This window comes from Pseudomonas sp. MWU13-2517, from assembly GCF_023242545.1.
In the GTDB taxonomy this organism is placed as follows: domain Bacteria; phylum Pseudomonadota; class Gammaproteobacteria; order Pseudomonadales; family Pseudomonadaceae; genus Aquipseudomonas.
Window position 1 is genome coordinate 35,043 of the sequence record NZ_JALMFA010000017.1, and the last position, 17,413, is coordinate 52,455.

14 protein-coding genes, 1 tRNA gene and 1 pseudogene are annotated in these 17,413 nt (G+C 57.8%); 13 read left to right on the forward strand and 3 right to left on the reverse strand.

Translation table 11 applies throughout. The features are described 5' to 3' along the window. Window position 1: 1 nt before the first annotated feature. Both M5B97_RS23065 and M5B97_RS23070 read left to right on the forward strand, forming a co-directional pair. Entirely contained in the window at window positions 2-3,616 is a 3,615-nt protein-coding gene (locus tag M5B97_RS23065) for a transporter substrate-binding domain-containing protein (RefSeq protein ID WP_248732750.1), read from the forward strand. Between the two features lie 134 nt (window positions 3,617-3,750). Continuing rightward, complete coding sequence (locus tag M5B97_RS23070; RefSeq protein ID WP_248732751.1) at window positions 3,751-4,173, forward strand: chemotaxis protein CheY; 423 nt, start codon at window positions 3,751-3,753, stop codon at window positions 4,171-4,173. Here the strand turns inward: M5B97_RS23070 and dkgB are convergent. Both dkgB and M5B97_RS23080 read right to left on the reverse strand, forming a co-directional pair. After that, window positions 4,170-4,988, reverse strand: a complete 819-nt coding sequence (dkgB, locus tag M5B97_RS23075; protein ID WP_248732752.1) for a 2,5-didehydrogluconate reductase DkgB — start codon at window positions 4,986-4,988, stop codon at window positions 4,170-4,172. The two genes, M5B97_RS23070 and dkgB, sit on opposite strands and share 4 nt — an antisense overlap. Before the next feature lie 263 nt (window positions 4,989-5,251). Then, window positions 5,252-6,331 (reverse strand): 3-deoxy-7-phosphoheptulonate synthase, encoded by a 1,080-nt coding sequence (locus M5B97_RS23080; protein WP_248732753.1) that lies wholly within the window; start codon window positions 6,329-6,331, stop codon window positions 5,252-5,254. Between the two features lie 604 nt (window positions 6,332-6,935). On the opposite strand from M5B97_RS23080, the gene M5B97_RS23085 reads away from it, so the two are divergent. The 7 genes and pseudogenes from M5B97_RS23085 to M5B97_RS23115 form a co-directional block, all read left to right on the forward strand. Next, window positions 6,936-7,685, forward strand: a complete 750-nt coding sequence (locus M5B97_RS23085; RefSeq protein WP_248732754.1) for a carbon-nitrogen hydrolase family protein — start codon at window positions 6,936-6,938, stop codon at window positions 7,683-7,685. Window positions 7,686-7,704: 19 nt separating this feature from the next. Beyond that, entirely contained in the window at window positions 7,705-8,139 is a 435-nt protein-coding gene (locus M5B97_RS23090; protein WP_123717696.1) for a GNAT family N-acetyltransferase, read from the forward strand. Between the two features lie 203 nt (window positions 8,140-8,342). Further along, window positions 8,343-8,984: a UvrY/SirA/GacA family response regulator transcription factor gene (gene uvrY, locus M5B97_RS23095; protein WP_248732755.1), complete on the forward strand. Its 642-nt coding sequence runs from the start codon at window positions 8,343-8,345 to the stop codon at window positions 8,982-8,984. 1 nt (window position 8,985) lies between these two features. Beyond that, window positions 8,986-10,809 carry an excinuclease ABC subunit UvrC gene (gene uvrC, locus M5B97_RS23100; RefSeq protein ID WP_134660709.1) on the forward strand — a complete coding sequence of 608 codons (1,824 nt, stop codon included), beginning with the start codon at window positions 8,986-8,988 and terminating at the stop codon, window positions 10,807-10,809. Window positions 10,810-10,841: 32 nt separating this feature from the next. Further along, window positions 10,842-11,402 (forward strand): CDP-diacylglycerol--glycerol-3-phosphate 3-phosphatidyltransferase, encoded by a 561-nt coding sequence (gene pgsA / locus M5B97_RS23105; protein ID WP_123717694.1) that lies wholly within the window; start codon window positions 10,842-10,844, stop codon window positions 11,400-11,402. A 60-nt stretch (window positions 11,403-11,462) separates the two neighbouring features. Further along, a tRNA-Gly gene (locus tag M5B97_RS23110) sits at window positions 11,463-11,538 on the forward strand. 173 nt (window positions 11,539-11,711) lie between these two features. Next, a pseudogene (locus M5B97_RS23115) lies at window positions 11,712-11,935 on the forward strand (integrase arm-type DNA-binding domain-containing protein); the annotation flags it as partial. A gap of 76 nt (window positions 11,936-12,011) precedes the next feature. Here the strand turns inward: M5B97_RS23115 and M5B97_RS23120 are convergent. Then, complete coding sequence (locus tag M5B97_RS23120; RefSeq protein ID WP_248732756.1) at window positions 12,012-13,115, reverse strand: endo-1,4-beta-xylanase; 1,104 nt, start codon at window positions 13,113-13,115, stop codon at window positions 12,012-12,014. A 370-nt stretch (window positions 13,116-13,485) separates the two neighbouring features. On the opposite strand from M5B97_RS23120, the gene M5B97_RS27740 reads away from it, so the two are divergent. From M5B97_RS27740 to M5B97_RS23145, 4 genes are all read left to right on the forward strand, one after another. Then, a complete protein-coding gene (locus tag M5B97_RS27740) occupies window positions 13,486-14,532 on the forward strand; it encodes a helix-turn-helix domain-containing protein (RefSeq protein WP_123715893.1) in 1,047 nt (348 codons plus the stop codon). Between the two features lie 200 nt (window positions 14,533-14,732). Beyond that, window positions 14,733-15,056 carry a hypothetical protein gene (locus M5B97_RS23130; RefSeq protein ID WP_248732757.1) on the forward strand — a complete coding sequence of 108 codons (324 nt, stop codon included), beginning with the start codon at window positions 14,733-14,735 and terminating at the stop codon, window positions 15,054-15,056. A gap of 57 nt (window positions 15,057-15,113) precedes the next feature. After that, window positions 15,114-15,527 carry a hypothetical protein gene (locus tag M5B97_RS23135; protein WP_248732758.1) on the forward strand — a complete coding sequence of 138 codons (414 nt, stop codon included), beginning with the start codon at window positions 15,114-15,116 and terminating at the stop codon, window positions 15,525-15,527. A 1,239-nt stretch (window positions 15,528-16,766) separates the two neighbouring features. Beyond that, entirely contained in the window at window positions 16,767-17,285 is a 519-nt protein-coding gene (locus M5B97_RS23145) for a GNAT family N-acetyltransferase (RefSeq protein WP_248732759.1), read from the forward strand. Window positions 17,286-17,413: the final 128 nt, after the last annotated feature.

The window sequence follows — 17,413 nt, forward strand, 5'->3', positions numbered from 1 at the left end:
AATGACCACCACCACGTTCATGAGGTTCGCCGCGATCTGGCTGGTGAGCCTGTTGCCCCTGTGCGCGGTCGCTCTCGATGAACCGCGCACGCTGCGGCTGTTGGGGCACTCGCACGTGGAGCACGTCAACGTGGTGTTGGATGAGGCGCAATGGCGCTGGTTGCGCGAGCGGCGAACCCTGGTGATGGGGGTGTCCGCCCCCGATTACGCGCCTTTTGACTTGACCAATAACAACGACGAACTTGAAGGGATCACACCCGATTATGCCGCCCTGATCGGGCGGCTCCTGAATATCCCCATCGAGGTTCGGCGCTACGACACCCGTGACGAAGTCATTGCGGCCCTCAAGCAAGGCGCCGTGGATTTCCTCGGCTCAGCCAATGGCTTTGAAGCGGCCGACCCGCAACTGCGCCTTTCCCGTTCCTACGCCAATGATCAACCCACACTGGTGACCCGCACCAGTGACAGCCAGGCGCTGAGTGATGACCTGGCCGGCAAGCGCGTGGCGATGCTCTATCACTATATGCCGCCCGCTGCGGTGCAGGCCTTCTACCCGCGTGCCCAGTTGGTGCTGTTTCCCTCAACCGTTGAAGCCATCGGCGCCGTGGCCTTTGGTAACGCCGATGTGTACCTGGGCGATGCCGTCAGCAGCAGTTACCTGATCAACCACAACCATCTGAATAACGTACGGATGGCGGATTTCTCCGGGCTGGAAGTCAACCCATTTGCCTTTGCCGTCAGCCGTGAAAATACCCGGTTGCTGCCTATTCTGGACGCAGCACTGGCGGTGATTCCGGCGAGCGAGCAGATGGAAATCCTGCGCCGCTGGAGCGTCGGCAACCTGGGGATTGTCGGTACCGGCCGGCTGCAGTTGAGTGCCAGTGAACAACGCTGGTTGCACAAACATCCGCGGGTCAAGGTGGCGACGCTCGACAAATTCGTGCCGTTGTCGTTTTTCGATGAGCAAGGGCAATTCGAAGGGTTGAGTGCCGAAGTGTTGTCGCGTATCAGCCTGCGTACCGGCTTGAAATTCGATGTGGTGCCGGGCAGTTCAATGCCGCAACAGGTCGATCAGGTCAGTATGGGCGCTGCGGATATGCTGGCGGTGGTGACCCCCAGCATCGAGCGTGCCGAGAAGCTACGGTTTACCCGGCCTTACCTCACCAACCCCTTTGTGCTGGTTACCCGCAGCGATGAGCGCAGCCCTGTCACCCTGGAAGAGATGGTGGGCAAGCGCTTGGCGCTGATCCCGGGCAATGGCCTGCGTGATGCGATGACCCAGAACTTCCCGGGGATTGTGTTCGTCGACGTTGAGAACCCGGAGCAAGCCATGGCATGGGTGGCCAAGGGTGATGTAGACGGCGCGGTCAACTCGCTGATCAGCGCACGCTACCTGATCGCGCGGTATTACCGCGACCGCTTGCGTATCTCCAGCACGGTCGGCTCCGAGCCTGCTCGCGTCACGTTTGGCGTCAATCGCAGTCAGTTGGAGTTGTACTCGATCCTCGACAAGGCGTTGCTCAGCATCCCGCCCCAGGAGATGGATGAATTGATCGGTCACTGGCGCAGGGAAATCCTCATCGAGGACAGTTATTGGCTGCGCCACCGCAATGCGATCATTCAGGCGTTCGGGTTGGCCGCAGTGTTGCTGGCGGTCACGCTGGGGTGGGTTATCTATCTGCGTAGCCTGATTCGCAAACGTGTTCAGGCCGAGCGGGCGTTGAGCGATCAGATCAGCTTCATGAACGTCTTGATCGACGGCACGCCGCACCCGATTTATGTGCGTGACCGGCAAGGGCGGTTGATGGCCTGCAACAACGCTTACCTGGACGTGTTTGGTTTCAAGCTCCAAGACGTGATCGGCAAGACCGTGGTGGAAACCGACACCGGCAACCTTCCGCAGGCCCAGTCTTTTCATGAAGATTACTTGCGGTTGATGGCCGACGGCGAGCCACAGATCCATGACCGCATACTCAAGGTGCCCACGGGTGAGGTGCTGACCATTTACCAGTGGATGCTGCCGTACCGAGACGGTGATGAGAAGGTGGTCGGTATGATCGCCGGCTGGGTGGATGTGAGCGAGCGTCAACGGCTGCTGGGCCAGTTGCAGGAAGCCAAGGACGATGCCGATGCCGCCAACCGGGCCAAGACCACTTTTTTGGCGACGATGAGCCACGAAATCCGCACGCCGATGAACGCGGTGATCGGCATGATCGAGCTGGCCCTGAAAAATGCCGAGCAGGGCCGGGCCGACCGCGATGCGCTGGAAGTGGCTTCGGTGGCCTCGCGCGGCATGTTGGAGTTGATCGGCGATATTCTCGATATCGCCCGGATCGAGTCCGGGCATTTATCACTGGCGTTGCAGCCGGCCAATCTGCATGAGTTGTTGGCATCGGTGGTGCGTGTGTTTGAAGGGTTGGCGCGAGCCAAGGCGCTGGTGCTGCAGGTTGAACTGGACGCGCTGAAGGGGCACAGCGTGATGGTTGACCCGTTGCGCTTCAAACAGGTGATCTCCAATTTACTCAGCAATGCGATCAAGTTCACCGCACAGGGCCAGGTAACGCTCGGTGCCCAGGCGGTAGCTGAGGGGGAGCATTTAAGGCTGCAGTTATGGGTGCAGGACACGGGTGTCGGCATCAGTGCCGTGGATCAACAACGGTTGTTCAACCCTTTTGTCCAGGGCGGCAATAGTGAGCAGTCCGCTCGCAGCGGGTCTGGACTGGGGCTGGTCATCAGTCGCAGCCTGTGCGAAATGATGGGCGGACAGTTGCACCTGAGCAGCGTGCTGGGGCAGGGCACTCGTGTGGATGTGATGTTGACGCTGGCCAGCACCGTTGCATTGCCGGCCCAGGTTGTACCGCCGGATCCGCAGACTCCACCGGCCCGAGCACTGAGCATTCTGGTGGTGGACGACTACCTGGCCAACCGCCTGCTGCTGGCCCGGCAGTTGATCTTCCTGGGGCATCGAATCACCACGGCCGAAGATGGGGTCAAAGGCTTTGAACAGTGGCAGGCCGGGCACTTCGACGGGGTCATCACTGATTGCAATATGCCGCTCAAGAACGGCTATCAGTTGGCACAGGACATTCGTGCACAGGAGCGCGCGCAAGGCTTGACGCCATGCCTGCTGCTGGGATTCACCGCCAATGCCCAACCCGAAGAAACCGAGCGCTGTCGGCAGGCAGGCATGGATGGGTGCCTGTTCAAGCCCACGGGGCTTGAGGATCTGCGCACCGCGTTGGCGTCGCGCACTGCCGGCCTTTCTGCGCCAGAGGTGGCAGCGTTTGATTTGAGTACCCTGTCCGCATTGACGGGCGGCGATCCACGGGTCCTTGAAGAGCTGCTGATACCGTTGCTCGACAGTCTGGAGGCTGATCGTGCGTTATTGGCGTCGCTGCAACGCACCGCTGACTTCGCCGGGTTGCACGACCTGGCCCATCGTGCCAAGGGCGGGGCGCGGATGGTCAAGGCGCATGCGGTGATTCGTGCTTGTGAAGCGTTGGGGGCGGTGTGTGAGCAGCGTGACCGTGAAGCGCTGGGGCCGGCGCTCAAGGATCTGGATGACGCGATCGATGATTTGCAGCGTGGCTTGAGTGCGTATTGCAAGCGGCCTTGACTGCAGTTGATCGTCATTCGGTGGATTTGGGATAACTCCTACGCGAAGTAGGAACATGCCTGATTTTGTCGTCGAGTTATGTCTGGAAAATGGGCGGCACTCACTGACGAGTACTGCCAGCCCAGGGGCTTGCCATGCCAAACAAAGCACTGACCATCCTGATTGCCGATGAACAGCACCTGCAACGGCTGTACATCGAAAAAATGCTCAACCAGTTGGGGTATCACCGGATCGTGCCGGTGCAGACCTTCGAAGAGGTCCAGATTCTAACGGCCATCCCGGCCGAACCCTTCGATGTGCTGATCATCAATGCCGGGCTGGCGGCCTGTGCCGACGGGCCGAACCCACAGGTCCGCCATGTACTGGTCTACGACCAGCTCGACATGGGTGCATTCGCCGGTGCAACGCCGGCGGTGCTGGTTCGCCTGCCGGGTGCGCCGGACAACGTCAACCTTGAACACTTCATGGACATCATCGATCCACCCGCGTCCCCCCAGGGGCTGCGGGTGTTGCCGTGGCTGCGAGAGTTATCCCGCCGTCCCGTGGCCGGGGTCTAGTCCCACTTCGGTGCGATGCCTTTGGGGCTGGTCAGGCGGTGACCGCGTTCGAGGCCGGCAATCTGAGCCATATCGGCCGCGCTCAAGGTCATTTGCAGGGCCTTGAGATTGCTTGCCAGGTTGGCACGCTGGGTCGATGAAGGGATCACCGCGTAGCCCAGCTGCATGGCCCAGGCCAGGGCGACTTGCGCCGGGGCGGCCTGATGGCGTTCGGCAATCTGTTGGATCACCGGGTCGTTCAACACTTCGCCGTAGGCCAGGGTCATGTACGACGTGATCTGGATGCCATGGGCGCTGGCGAACTCCACCACCTTGCGGTTTTGCAGGTAGGGATGCAGTTCGATCTGGTTGGTGGCGATGTTCTCGGCTCCCACTGCGGCAATAGCCTGCTTCATCAGGTCGATGGTGAAGTTGGAGATGCCGATCTGACGTGTCAGGCCCAGGCGCTTGGCTTCCAGCAACTGCCCCATGAATTGGGCAACAGGCACCTGGTTTTCCGGCGATGGCCAATGGATCAGGGTCAGGTCCAGGTAGTCGGTCTGCAGTTTGCGCAGGCTTTCCTTGAGGCTCGGGATCAACTGGCCTTCAGCGAAATTGGCGATCCAGATCTTGCTGGTGATGAACAGCTCTTCACGCGGTACGCCACTGTCGGCAATAGCCTGGCCGACTTGCGCTTCGTTCTCGTAGATCTGCGCGGTGTCGATGGCGCGGTAACCCAGTTCCAGGCCCGTGCTGACGGAGTCGATGACCACTTGGCCTTGCAGGCGGAAAGTGCCGAGGCCGAAGGCCGGAACATGTTGTGTGGGAATAGACATCGGTAGCTCCTGAAGGGTGATAAGCAACGACGTCGAGTATCCGCCCGTCGTCCCTTCGGAAACACCGCCCGATCCGAAAAGGACTCTTGACTGCAAATCACGAATCGCCGCGTCAGCCGACTCCAGGCGTTGGCGTTAATGTCGGTAGTTAAGACTTGCTGTAGGAGCGAGCTTGCTCGCGAAAATCTCACCGGCGACACGTTCTTTCAGGCAACACGCGTTATCGTTGGCGTTTTTCGCGAGCAAGCACGCTCCTGCAGGCGTCAGCTGGCTTTGCGGTGCAGGCGCAACCGTTCGGCGGCGCTGCGCAACAACTGCTCGGTGCCGTCCCAACCCAGGCAACCATCAGTCACCGACACACCGTATTTCATGGCCGGGCTCAGCGGTTGGCAGCCTTCGAACAAGTGGCTTTCGAGCATCATGCCGATCAGCGCTGTATCGCCTTGCAAGCGCTGCTCCAGCACTTCGTTGAATACGGCCGGTTGACGCAGCGGGTCTTTGCCGCTGTTGGCGTGGCTGCAGTCAACCATGATGCGCGCCGCCACCTTGGATTTGGCCAGGTCGTGCTTCACCTGCGCGACACTTTGAGCATCGTAGTTCGGCCCACGGTGACCGCCGCGCAGCACCAGGTGCGTGTCAGGGTTGCCGGGTGTCTGGATAATCGCTGGATGGCCCTGGCTGTCGACGCCGAAGTGGCGGTGTGGGTGAGAGGCCGAGCGCATCGCATCACAGGCAATCGCAACGCCGCCATCGGTGCCATTCTTGAAACCCACGGGCATGCCCAGGCCGCTGGCCATTTCCCGGTGAATCTGTGATTCGGTGGTACGTGCGCCAATCGCAACCCAACTGAGCAGGTCATCGAAGTAGCCGGCGGCCATGGGTTGCAGCAGCTCGGTGGCGACCGGCAGGCCCAGGCGCAGCATTTCACGCATCAGCTCGCGGGACAGGGTCAGCCCGGCAGCCATGTCATCGCTGCCATCCAGGTGCGGGTCGTAGGCCAGGCCTTTCCAGCCGATGGTGGTGCGCGGCTTTTCGACGTAGGCGCGGATCACCAGCAGCATCTGGTCGCTGACTTCCAGGGCCAGCTTCTTCAGATTGCGCGCATATTCCATGGCCGATTCCGGGTCGTGGATCGAGCATGGGCCGACAATCACCAACAGGCGTGAGTCGTCGCCATTGAGAATGGCGCGCACGGCTTGGCGATGGGCGTGGACCTGTTCATTGAGGAACGGGCTGAGGGGCAACTGGTGTTTTAAATCAAGGGAGCTGGGCAGGCGCTGAGTCAGGGCTTCATTGGCGCTGTTGAGGTTCGAAACGGGCAGAGCGGCGACGGAGGAGTTCATATTCAAGGCTTCCTGGGCAAGCGGCGGGCTGTTCCCGCGCGCTGTGCCCTACTGGGGTGTTCGACAATTGGCCGTATTGGCTACGTGTGTTGGCTTGCCACCAATAGGTGACCGATCGGAGGCGGCAGGCTGTCCCGAGCGGAGCTTGCTAAATCGCCATGCGGTGGAGATGTCGTAGCGGTAATAGGTGGCGTAGTTCATGTCGTGATTCCTTTGAGTGTTCCAGAAAAGGGTGGGGCCTGAAAAAACAAAACCCCCGGTCGGGGAGCCGACCGGGGGTTAGATTTCTCTGGCAGGCGACCCCTTGAGTAGTGGGCGCCGATTTCAGGTATCAGGCGCGCCAGTGGCTAAACCAATACCCAAAATAAAAACTGACAGCTGCGCTCGAACCGCTCAAACGGGCAGCCGACACCGAGCGCTGGGCGCTGGCGGCAGGGCAAACCTGAGTGTGGGTGAGTGGCAACATGGTCTGTCTCCAAAAGATGGAGGGAGCTTACTAGAGGCGTACGGGTGGATTCAATCAGTAATTTCTATGGCGTGGGGGTAGTCATGACTATGGGGCGCGATATGCTGATGGAACCTCGATGACTGCCCGGACGCAACCATGACTGCCTTGACGCTTGCTGCTGCTCAATCCATTTCCATTGCGGGCGATGTACCGGCCAATATCGGACGGCACTTGGCGTTCATGCAAGCGGCAGCCGAGCGGGGCGTGCAATGGCTGGTATTTCCGGAGCTGTCGTTGACCGGTTATGAGCCGTCGTTGGCGGCGGCATTGGCGATTGACCCGCAGGACAGTGTGTTGGCACCGCTGCGTGACAAGGCCCGTGAACTGCGGTTGACGGTGGTAGTCGGGATGCCGATCCGGCTGGCACCGCAAGCGGGCGTGTTGATTGGCGCACTGGTGTTGGCGGCAGAGGGTTCATTGACGGTCTACACCAAGCAGCATTTGCATCCAGGCGAAGAGGTGGCATTTGTCGCAGGGCAGGGTGGCGGGGTGTTTGAGTGCGGGGCTGAGCGGATTGCGTTGGCGGTGTGCGCGGATTTTTCCCACGCCAGCCATCCGCGCCACGCGGCGCATGCCGGCGCCAGTGTGTACGCCGCCGGCGTGTTGATCAGCGAAGGGGGCTACGCAACGGACAGCGCCTTGCTCCAGAGCTATGCTGTTGAACATGGCCTGCTGGTGTTGATGGCCAACCACGGCGGCCCGTCTGGGGGCTGGGCCTGCGCCGGTCGCAGCGCCATTTGGGACGGCGAAGGGCGCCTGGTGGCTGCGGCGCCAGGCGTTGGCGATGCACTTGTGGTTGCCCAGCGCACCGACGGCGGCTGGAGCGGCTACGCAGTAGGTCTTTGAGTTGAAGGAGTGCGACCCTATGGGGTTTCACCTGCGCGAAGCGACATCTCACGACTGCTCGTTCGCCCGAACCCTGACCTATGAGGCGATGAACCACTATTACCTGCAGTACGGTTTATCGTGGTCGGATAATGGCTTTGATACAGCCTGGGCGTGTCGAGAAAACTGGCTGGTTTGCCGAGACGAGCATGTCATCGGCTTCATCAGCCTGAGTCGCGACAGCACGGCGCTGTACATTCGCGAACTGCATATGCTCGCCGGTTCGCGTGGGCAAGGTGCTGGAGGTTGGGTGTTGGAGCAGATGGCCCTGAAGGCACAGGAGCCGGGTTTACTGCGATTGACCGTGTTCAAGACAAATCCGGCCAGGCGGCTCTATCAGCGCATGGGGTTGAGCATTGTCGGTGACGAAGGCTGTTTTTGGCTTATGGAACGGGTCTGCCGGTTGCCTCGCTGATCGCATCTCTTGCCTGGATGGCAAAACCACGCCGCACCCCCGGAAATCCTGACCATTTACCCAGCAAACTGCGCCATTTGTCTCGCACTAGACAGCCGCTATGTAGCCAAACTCTATATATATGACGCTTGCAGCTAGGTCTGCGCCTTGGTTTTTTGCTAAGGTGTTCAGCAACCTATAAGACCATATCGCGAGGTGTCTGCTTGATTAGGGTGCTAGTAGTCGATGACCATGATCTCGTTCGTACAGGCATTACACGAATGCTGGCTGACATCGATGGCCTGCAAGTAGTCGGCCAGGCCGAATCAGGGGAGGAATCCCTGATCAAGGCTCGGGAGTTGAAACCCGATGTGGTTTTGATGGACGTCAAGATGCCTGGGATTGGCGGTCTTGGTGCCACAACCAAATTGTTGCGCAGCCATCCGGACATCAAAGTCGTGGTGGTGACCGTGTGCGAGGAAGACCCGTTTCCAACACGCCTGCTTCAAGCAGGCGCGGCGGGTTACCTGACCAAGGGCGCGGGCCTGGCGGAGATGGTGCAAGCCATTCGCCTGGTGTTTGCCGGCCAGCGCTATATCAGCCCGCAGATTGCCCAGCAGTTGGCGATCAAATCGTTCCAGCCCACCAGTGATTCGCCGTTTGACGCCCTGTCGGAGTGGGAGATCCAGATCGCCTTGATGATCGTGGGGTGCCAGAAGGTGCAGACCATCTCCGATAAGTTGTGCCTGTCGCCCAAGACCGTCAACACCTACCGCTATCGTATCTTCGAGAAGCTTGCCATCAGCAGTGATGTTGAATTGACCTTGCTCGCGGTGCGCCACGGCATGGTGGACGCCAGCGCCTGACATGACCACACCGTTTGATCCGAGCGCCTTTCTCTCGACCTGCAGTGGCCGCCCCGGCGTCTACCGCATGTTCGACAGCGAGGCACGACTGCTTTACGTCGGCAAAGCCAAGAACCTGAAGAACCGTCTGGCGAGCTACTTTCGCAAGACCGGCCTCGCGCCGAAAACCGCTGCCCTGGTAGCGCGTATTGCCCAGGTCGAAACCACCATCACCGCCAACGAGACTGAAGCGCTGCTGCTTGAGCAGACGCTGATCAAGGAATGGCGCCCGCCCTATAACATCCTGCTGCGTGACGATAAATCCTATCCCTACGTGTTTTTATCTGACGGCGCCTTCCCACGCCTGAGTATTCATCGGGGTGCGAAGAAGCAGAAGGGCAAGTATTTCGGCCCGTACCCCAGCGCCGGCGCTATTCGTGAAAGCCTGAGCTTGCTGCAAAAGACCTTTTTTGTGCGTCAGTGCGAAGACAGCTTTTACAAGAACCGTACGCGGCCTTGCCTGCAATATCAGATCAAACGCTGCAAGGCGCCCTGCGTGGGCCTGGTTGAGCCGCAGGAGTACGCCGAGGATGTTCGCCATTCCGTCATGTTCCTTGAAGGGCGCAGTAATGCACTCACCGATGAGCTCTCGGTTTCCATGGAGCAAGCCGCCAGTACCCTGGATTTCGAACGCGCCGCTGAGCTGCGTGATCAGATCTCCCTGCTGCGTCGCGTCCAGGACCAGCAAAGCATGGAAGGCGGCAGCGGCGACGTGGATGTGATCGCCGCTTTCGTCAACCCGGGCGGTGCTTGTGTGCACCTCATCAGCGTGCGCGGCGGGCGGGTACTGGGCAGCAAGAACTTCTTCCCGCAGACCGGCATCGACGAAGACGTCGCCGAGGTCATGGCCGCATTCCTGGGGCAATACTATGTCAGCAGTCCGGAGCGCGACCTGCCGGCGGAACTGATCGTCAACGTCGTGCATGAGGACTTTCCCACGCTGATTGAAGCCATCCACGAACTGCGCGGCCGTGAGCTGGACATCAGCCATCGCGTACGCGGCACCCGTGCGCGATGGCAGCAATTGGCCGTCACCAATGCCGAACAGGCCCTGGGCGCACGTCTGGCCAATCGTCAGCACGTTGCCGCACGCTTTGAGGCCCTGGCCGAAGTCCTCAACCTGGACGAGCCACCGCAGCGCCTGGAGTGCTACGACATCAGCCACTCCAGCGGTGAGGCCACCGTGGCCTCCTGCGTGGTATTCGGGCCGGAAGGGCCGATCAAGTCCGATTACCGACGCTACAACATCGAAGGCGTCACCGCCGGCGATGACTACGCCGCCATGCACCAGGCGCTGACACGACGCTTCAGTAAATTGAAGGACGGCGAGGGCAAGCTGCCGGATATCCTGCTGGTGGACGGCGGCAAGGGCCAATTGTCCATGGCGCGGGATGTGCTCAACGAACTGGCGGTGCCCGACCTGATCCTGCTCGGCGTAGCCAAGGGCGCGACGCGAAAGGCCGGTTTTGAAACGTTGTACTTGAATGATGCCGCCCATGAGTTCACTTTGAAGGGCGACTCACCTGCACTGCACCTGATTCAACAGATTCGCGACGAGGCCCACCGTTTCGCCATTACCGGTCACCGTGCCCGACGCGGCAAAACCCGGCGAACCTCAACCCTGGAAGGGGTGGCGGGGGTTGGCCCGACGCGGCGTCGCGACCTGCTCAAACATTTTGGTGGCTTGCAGGAGCTATCCCGTGCCAGCATTGACGAAATAGCTAAAGCACCCGGTATCAGTAAAAAGCTCGCTGAGTTGATTTATGCCAATCTGCATAGCGAATAGAATGCCTTCTCACCTCGTAGCCAGTTGTGCCGATGAATATCCCTAATCTGATCACCGTTCTACGCGTCCTGCTTATTCCGATTTTTATTTTGCTGTTTTATTTACCTTACGAATGGAGCTATGCGGCCTCCAGTTCGGTGTTTGCTTTTGCTGCCGCCACCGACTGGCTCGATGGTTACCTGGCCCGCCGCCTGGAACAGAGCACGCCGTTTGGCGCGTTCCTCGACCCCGTGGCAGACAAGCTGATGGTCGCTGTCGCCCTGGTCCTGCTGGTGCAGGAGCACGGTAACCTGTGGCTGACCTTGCCGGCCGCGGTGATCATCGGCCGCGAGATCGTCGTCTCGGCCCTGCGCGAATGGATGGCCGAAATCGGCGCCCGCGCCCACGTCGCCGTGTCGAACATGGGTAAATGGAAAACCGCTGCGCAAATGCTCGCCCTGGTGATCCTGCTGGCCAACCCTTCGGACTTTTCGTTCTGGGTGTTTATTGGCTATGCCTTGCTGCTGATCGCGGCCGGCCTGACCCTATGGTCCATGCTCCAATACCTGCGCGCTGCCTGGCCTCATCTGCGCACCACCGTTGAAAAGAAATAAAACTTTTTTGAATCAAGAGGTTGACGGGTTCTGATAAATCTATAGAATGCGCAACACCAAGCGGGAATAGCTCAGTTGGTAGAGCACGACCTTGCCAAGGTCGGGGTCGCGAGTTCGAGTCTCGTTTCCCGCTCCAAATATAGCGCTACAGAGTTTCAGTGAATTCTGTAAGTGATTGAAATAAGGACCTTCGGGTCCTTTTTTCGTTTCGGCGTAATCATTAAATCCAGCATTATCCGGTGCGTTGAAGTCCAGAATCCTGACGCGTACTGAATCGGTTTGTTGCTGGAGCAGTTTGCGTAGCGAGATGAGCATCTGTCGCTCGGTAGCTACCCCCAAATAGGGCTTAAAGAAGCCCGTGCCAGTCGTGATGAGGCACGTGCTTTGGTTGCCCAGGGCATCAAACCCCTGTGAGCATCGCAAACAACAGCGGCTTGCTGTTCGTTTTGCGACGGAGCATACCTTCGAGGCCGTGTTCGATCAGTGGGTGGAGTTCCACAGGGAGTCTGAAGGACGGGCGTCAAAGCATTTTGAGCGCACCCCGCACAAACATAGGGCGAAAATGCGCAGTTCAGCCTTCGATTGAACACTCGCGTTTCGCGCGCATAGCTAGCTCGCTCGCCTTGCCAGGCAGTGCTCGACGACCCAGCTGGTTGGTTTGATCACTCCCTGCGGCCCGAACGCCAGCGGTCGCTGGGCCGATGGTCCCATTGAAGGCGTAGCACCGGTGCGGTGCACGGTATCCCATACACCCCAGGTCAAGACGGCTGATACCGTGCCTGTTCCGAGCACGAGGTCCAGGTATCGCTTGTATGTGCCGGCGACGATGGCGTCGCGTTGGTTCACGTCGCCCGTCAGGTGACTGTCGTCCACGTCGAGTTCAGTGATATAGACGTCAAGTCCCAAGTCATGCACCTGTCGCAGAAACGCGACCAGCCCGGAGCCGAAGCTGTGCGGGTCTGCGGCGCGCAGATGAGACTGGATGCCCAGCGCATGCACCGGTACGCCGCGCTGCTTCAGGGTCCTCAGGAGCGCAAGCACGGCGGCGCGCTTGCGTGTGCCGGCAGGTGAGTCGCTTTCCAGGCCGTATTCGTTGTAGCAGAGGGCGGCGTCTGGGTCGGCACGGTGCGCGGCCTCGTAGGCCAGATCGATATATCCGGGACCGAGCATCCTGTACCAGAAGGCGTCTCGCAGCCCACCTGCCTGCCCGTCGTCGAGCTGGATGGCCTCGTTGACGACATCCCAGGAGACAATCTTGCCGCGGTAGCGGCCGACCACCGCGGCAATATGTTGCGTCAGTACCTGTTTCGCGTTGGCGGGTGTCACCGTGTGTGTGACCCAGTCGGGCAGGGCGCGGTGCCAGCACAGTGTGTGGCCACGCATGCGCTGATGGTTCGCCTGCGCAAACGCTAAGATACGGTCCACCGGTGTGAAGGTGTAGCGGTCCGGGGCGGGGTGGACCTGGGCCCATTTCAACGCGTTTTCCGGCACCACGATGCCCGCTTGCCGGGCCACGACGTCCCGATACGACGGGTTGGTATCGAGCAGGGCAGGATCTACCGCGAAGCCGAACGAGAGCCCGTGTTCCGCGGCGACCGTGCGCAACGGCCTGAAATTATCGTCGGCAAGCGCGGGGCGAACACGCAAAAGCGGCGCGAGGGCCATGGCCTGCAACGTCGTGGTGAGGAAGCGTCGGCGATTAAAGGGCTTCATGCGTGGGCTCTCGGAGCGTGGAGTTGCTTCGCAAGCTTATAGCTCATCTCATCTGCGAACTACTGTCGCGCCTGCCGGCTGTACACCTACCCTGTAGTTTAAGAAGATTGCCGCTTCGCTGGTGCGTTTTGTCCATCGGCTGAACAACGGGTGGGGGATTGTGCTTCCCTTATTTGGACGCTGCACCAAGGGCGGTACTTGCTTCAAATGGCACCGGTCATGCATCGAACATGAAAATCTCTCGAAAGGTAGGGTTCCCGATTCCATTCCTCTAGACTGGGGGCCGACAGAAGTAGCTTTCGCTCTTACAGATAGGTAGCCAGGATCCTGATTAGTGCAGATCTGCACGCTCTGAGAACGTGGAGTATATGTGGAGAACGCCTCTTATAGCTTCAGCACCCAACCTTACCCACCTAGACAGCGTTTTGAAGTCTGGCGTGAAGAGGTTAATGCAATCTTTGACGTGAGGATTGGCGACCCTGAATCAACAGCGTTCAATTACCGGCTGACCACCTGTTACCTGGGCTCGCTGTTGATGGGGTGCGGCGTATGGGAAGGCACCGAAAAGCCCGTGCATTATGATGTCAAACGGTCAGCTCAGAGGGTCCGCCGCGACGGTCTCGACCATTACTATATCTGCCTGGGCCTGTCTCATTCGATCAACGGCTCGGCCGGTCAGGCACCGTTGGTGGCAAGTGATTCGCAGATTTATGTGTTGGACCTTGCTCGGCAACTGGATTGCATTATAACGGCAGGCGATACGATTATCCTGACGGTACCTCGGGACTTGCTGGCGGCTCAAATAGGTAACAAGGACATTCATGGGCTGGTATTGAGGGGCGGTTTGAGCGACCTGCTTGCCGATCACATGCGCGCGCTACGAGCGCGGTCAGCCAGTTTTAAAAGTGATGAAATACCCTATATACAACAAGCCACTCTGGCCATGGTCGCGGCCGCGATAACACCCTCCATTCCAAACCTCAAAAGCGCTGAAACCGAAATTGATCGCACACTGTTAAACCGCGCCCGAAAACTGATCGAACAGCATCTTCAGAACCCCGATCTGACGCCAACATTCATATGCCGGCACATAGGGATTTCAAGGGCTGGACTCTATCGTTTATTCGAGCAAGAGTCGGGTGTTGCGGCTTATATACAACGACGCCGGTTAGACAAGATAAGGGCCATTCTCCAAGGAGATAGTAGCGTTCAGCATCGAACTTCCGGGCTGGCCTTTCAATTTGGGTTCAAAAGCGAGTCACACTTCAGTCGCACGTTCAAGAAGGCTTTCGGCTATTCGCCAAAAGAGGCGCGTGACTACCTCATTGCATCTCACCCCTTAGACTCCGCAGGCCAGGCCTCTGTGCACACCGGTTTTTCACTTCGGACCGTGCTTGATCAAATGACGCCAGGTTGAGACGGACAGGCAAGGAATTGGTACACAGGGGCTAGGAATTTTTCTCGTTTTTTTTTGTTACGTTTTATAGTTAACGCTCTTTCGGTTCGCCGGATTGATGAGCGGTGTTAACTATTACTCCATCACCATTCAGGCGAGCTGGGTTGTGGTTTTAAAATCAATAAACTACTCGGTTTTCAGTCAACAAAAGGATGCGTGATATGTCGCTGATGAAGTTGTATGTAATGGCAGCCACACTTGTGCTTTTGAGTGGCTGCAATGCGCTCGCCAGTAAGACGAATATGTTGAGTGACGATGACGTAAAATCTCAAAGCGCTGGTGCGTTGGGTTATGCTCCAGCAGACCTGACTGTTATCAACCGGCGAACGCAAGGTACCAATACCTATGTACTGCTGAAAACCAATGATAACAAGCAGTTCAACTGCATTATCAACGGAGGCAATATCTTGACGTTCGGTATGTCCAACCCGCCGAGCTGCGCACCAAAAGGTCAGCCGATAAAGAGCGCACCGTTTGGAGGATAAGACTGCGTGCTCAACAACATTCATACTTATCAATTCTTACGGCTGGGAAGGTTCAGTATGGCTGAACAAAAATTTAAGTATTTGATATTATTAATTTTTTCAGTTCTGATATCCGGATGTGAAGTGCTGGCAAATGCTGTGCCCACCATTCCGGACGTTATAAATAAGAATAAGTTTGAAGGGGCTGATATACAGTTGGCTTATGCTCAATATGGGAAGCCCGGCCAAGTGGTGAAGAGTGTTGATGGTGGGTCTGTTGCGAGATGGTTTTATGAAAGTCAATATTCCTTGTCGGACACGGCAAATACCGTCAGCGCAGGCCCTGGCGGTGGCGTGATGCTGACACCTACAACCAGCACAAAATACTATGATAAAAAATGTACTTTAGAAATTACATTTAATGCGCAAAATATAGTCACTGACTATAAGACTATTAAAAACTCCCCCGGAAGTTGTAATAAGTGGTTCTAATTAAGGCTGGTGTGGCCCCGAGACGCGCGCCAAAGCAAGATAGTTCGATCCAACGCGCTATCCTGCGTCAGCTAACAGCTGGTACAGTCTGCACGGAGCACGTTGTTTTGAATTACATGAATAACTAGACGAGCCCCCTCTGTCGTAGGGCTGCTTTTCGCTGGGCGAAGATTGCGAATGGAGAAATCACATGAGCACCACAAGGAAATTCATATTGGTTTTGTCTGCGTTGAGCCTGTTGGGTGGATGCGCCGTAAACCATTCTGACTCGCTTGCTCGCAAACCCATGAGTACACTTGAGCAGGATCAGCAATTGGTCGCTATGGGGATTCTGCCACCGTCTGTTTTGGAGATCGATGCGGAATTGGAAAAGGTTCCGCCTAACAGCCCCAGGGCCCTACAACTGCTCAAACAAAAGCTTGCGGTGACTCAGCAGCAGCAGAACAGACTTCAAGCAGAAGACGCCCAGCGCCCACCCGTTAGCGTACCTTCGCAACCGCAAGAGCAAGAGCAGCGTATGTGTTCTGTGAATAATGGGTCCGCAATATATTTAGTACCTTGCTAAAAGCAGTTCTGTACAAAATTTCGGCTTGCGCGAGGAGCAGACGTTTACCTTGTAGCCGTCCTTTCACATCCCTTTCACAGTCGGGCGCCTATTGTCATTCCAGCTCCTGGTGAACATCCCTTTAAGCCCGCTCTCCCCATCGCGGGCTTTTCTTTGTCTGCAATTTGAGCGCATAAAACCAGGCCAATGCTGGGCGGCTCGTATCTGACACCGGCACTTTCTGAGCTGAAGCATGTCAATCGTGCATCGCTGCTACGTTGGTACGTCATCATGCACAGTTGGAAAAAAATATCGCTGACTGAGGGTCTGGAACGGAGTCTGCCCGGGCACCAAGTTGATTGCGTTCTGATCAATGGCTGGACGGCTACCGTTTTTGTCCGGCAGCCCGAACATGAATCACTGTTTTGCACGACGGGCATAGACCTGGCCAAGCTTGCAGACAGCTCGAGCGTTCAGCAGCTTGCTGACGAGATAACGTTTGAGGTCGATATGTCCAAGGACAGGAGCGCTGGCTAGCTGTATGCGTATCTAAAGAGTGTCCTCACGCGATTGCCGACGCAACGGGCGAGTGAAATCGATCGGTTATTGTTGCATAAGTGGGCAACTGTCTAACTACACAAGGCATGTCGTCATACACTCACTGCACTGGCTCGACTTCTTCACCAAAGGCGCCCATGTCCGCAACTATTCGCTTCGCTGTACCGCAAGATGCAGAACTCCTGAATGCCATTGAAACCTCTGCTGCACAGGCATTCCGCGCGATTGATAACTTGAGTTGGCTGGCGGATTCGCCCCCCATGGCGGTTGAGCGACACCGTCAACTCATCGCTCTATCAACATGCTGGGTTGCCCTTGATACCGAAAATCGGCCGCAAGGATTTCTCAGCGCGGAGCACCACGGTGACGATCTTCACATCCTTGAATTATCGGTAAGGCAATCGATGCAAGGACAAGGTCTGGGGTTGAGTCTGGTTGAGGCTGCCAAGGATTATGCGCGTTCAAAACGACTGCGTTTCGTAACGCTTACCACGTTCAAAAACGTTCCTTGGAATGCCCCGTTTTACTCGCGGATAGGATTCAAGGCTGCCACCCGCGCGGATCTGGATCAAAGGCTGGCGGCGATTCTAAACGAGGAGTACACGCACGGATTCGCTCCGGGGGATCGATGCGCAATGATATGGCCGGTGACTTGAATAAATAACTTTCAGGCATCCACGCCGATAGCAACGCGTTGAACGAAATCGGCTACCCCGGAAACTGGAGTGTTCGCCGCTTCCTTCCGCAGGGCTGGGCCTTGCCCAGCCTGAATAGAAGGGCGGGC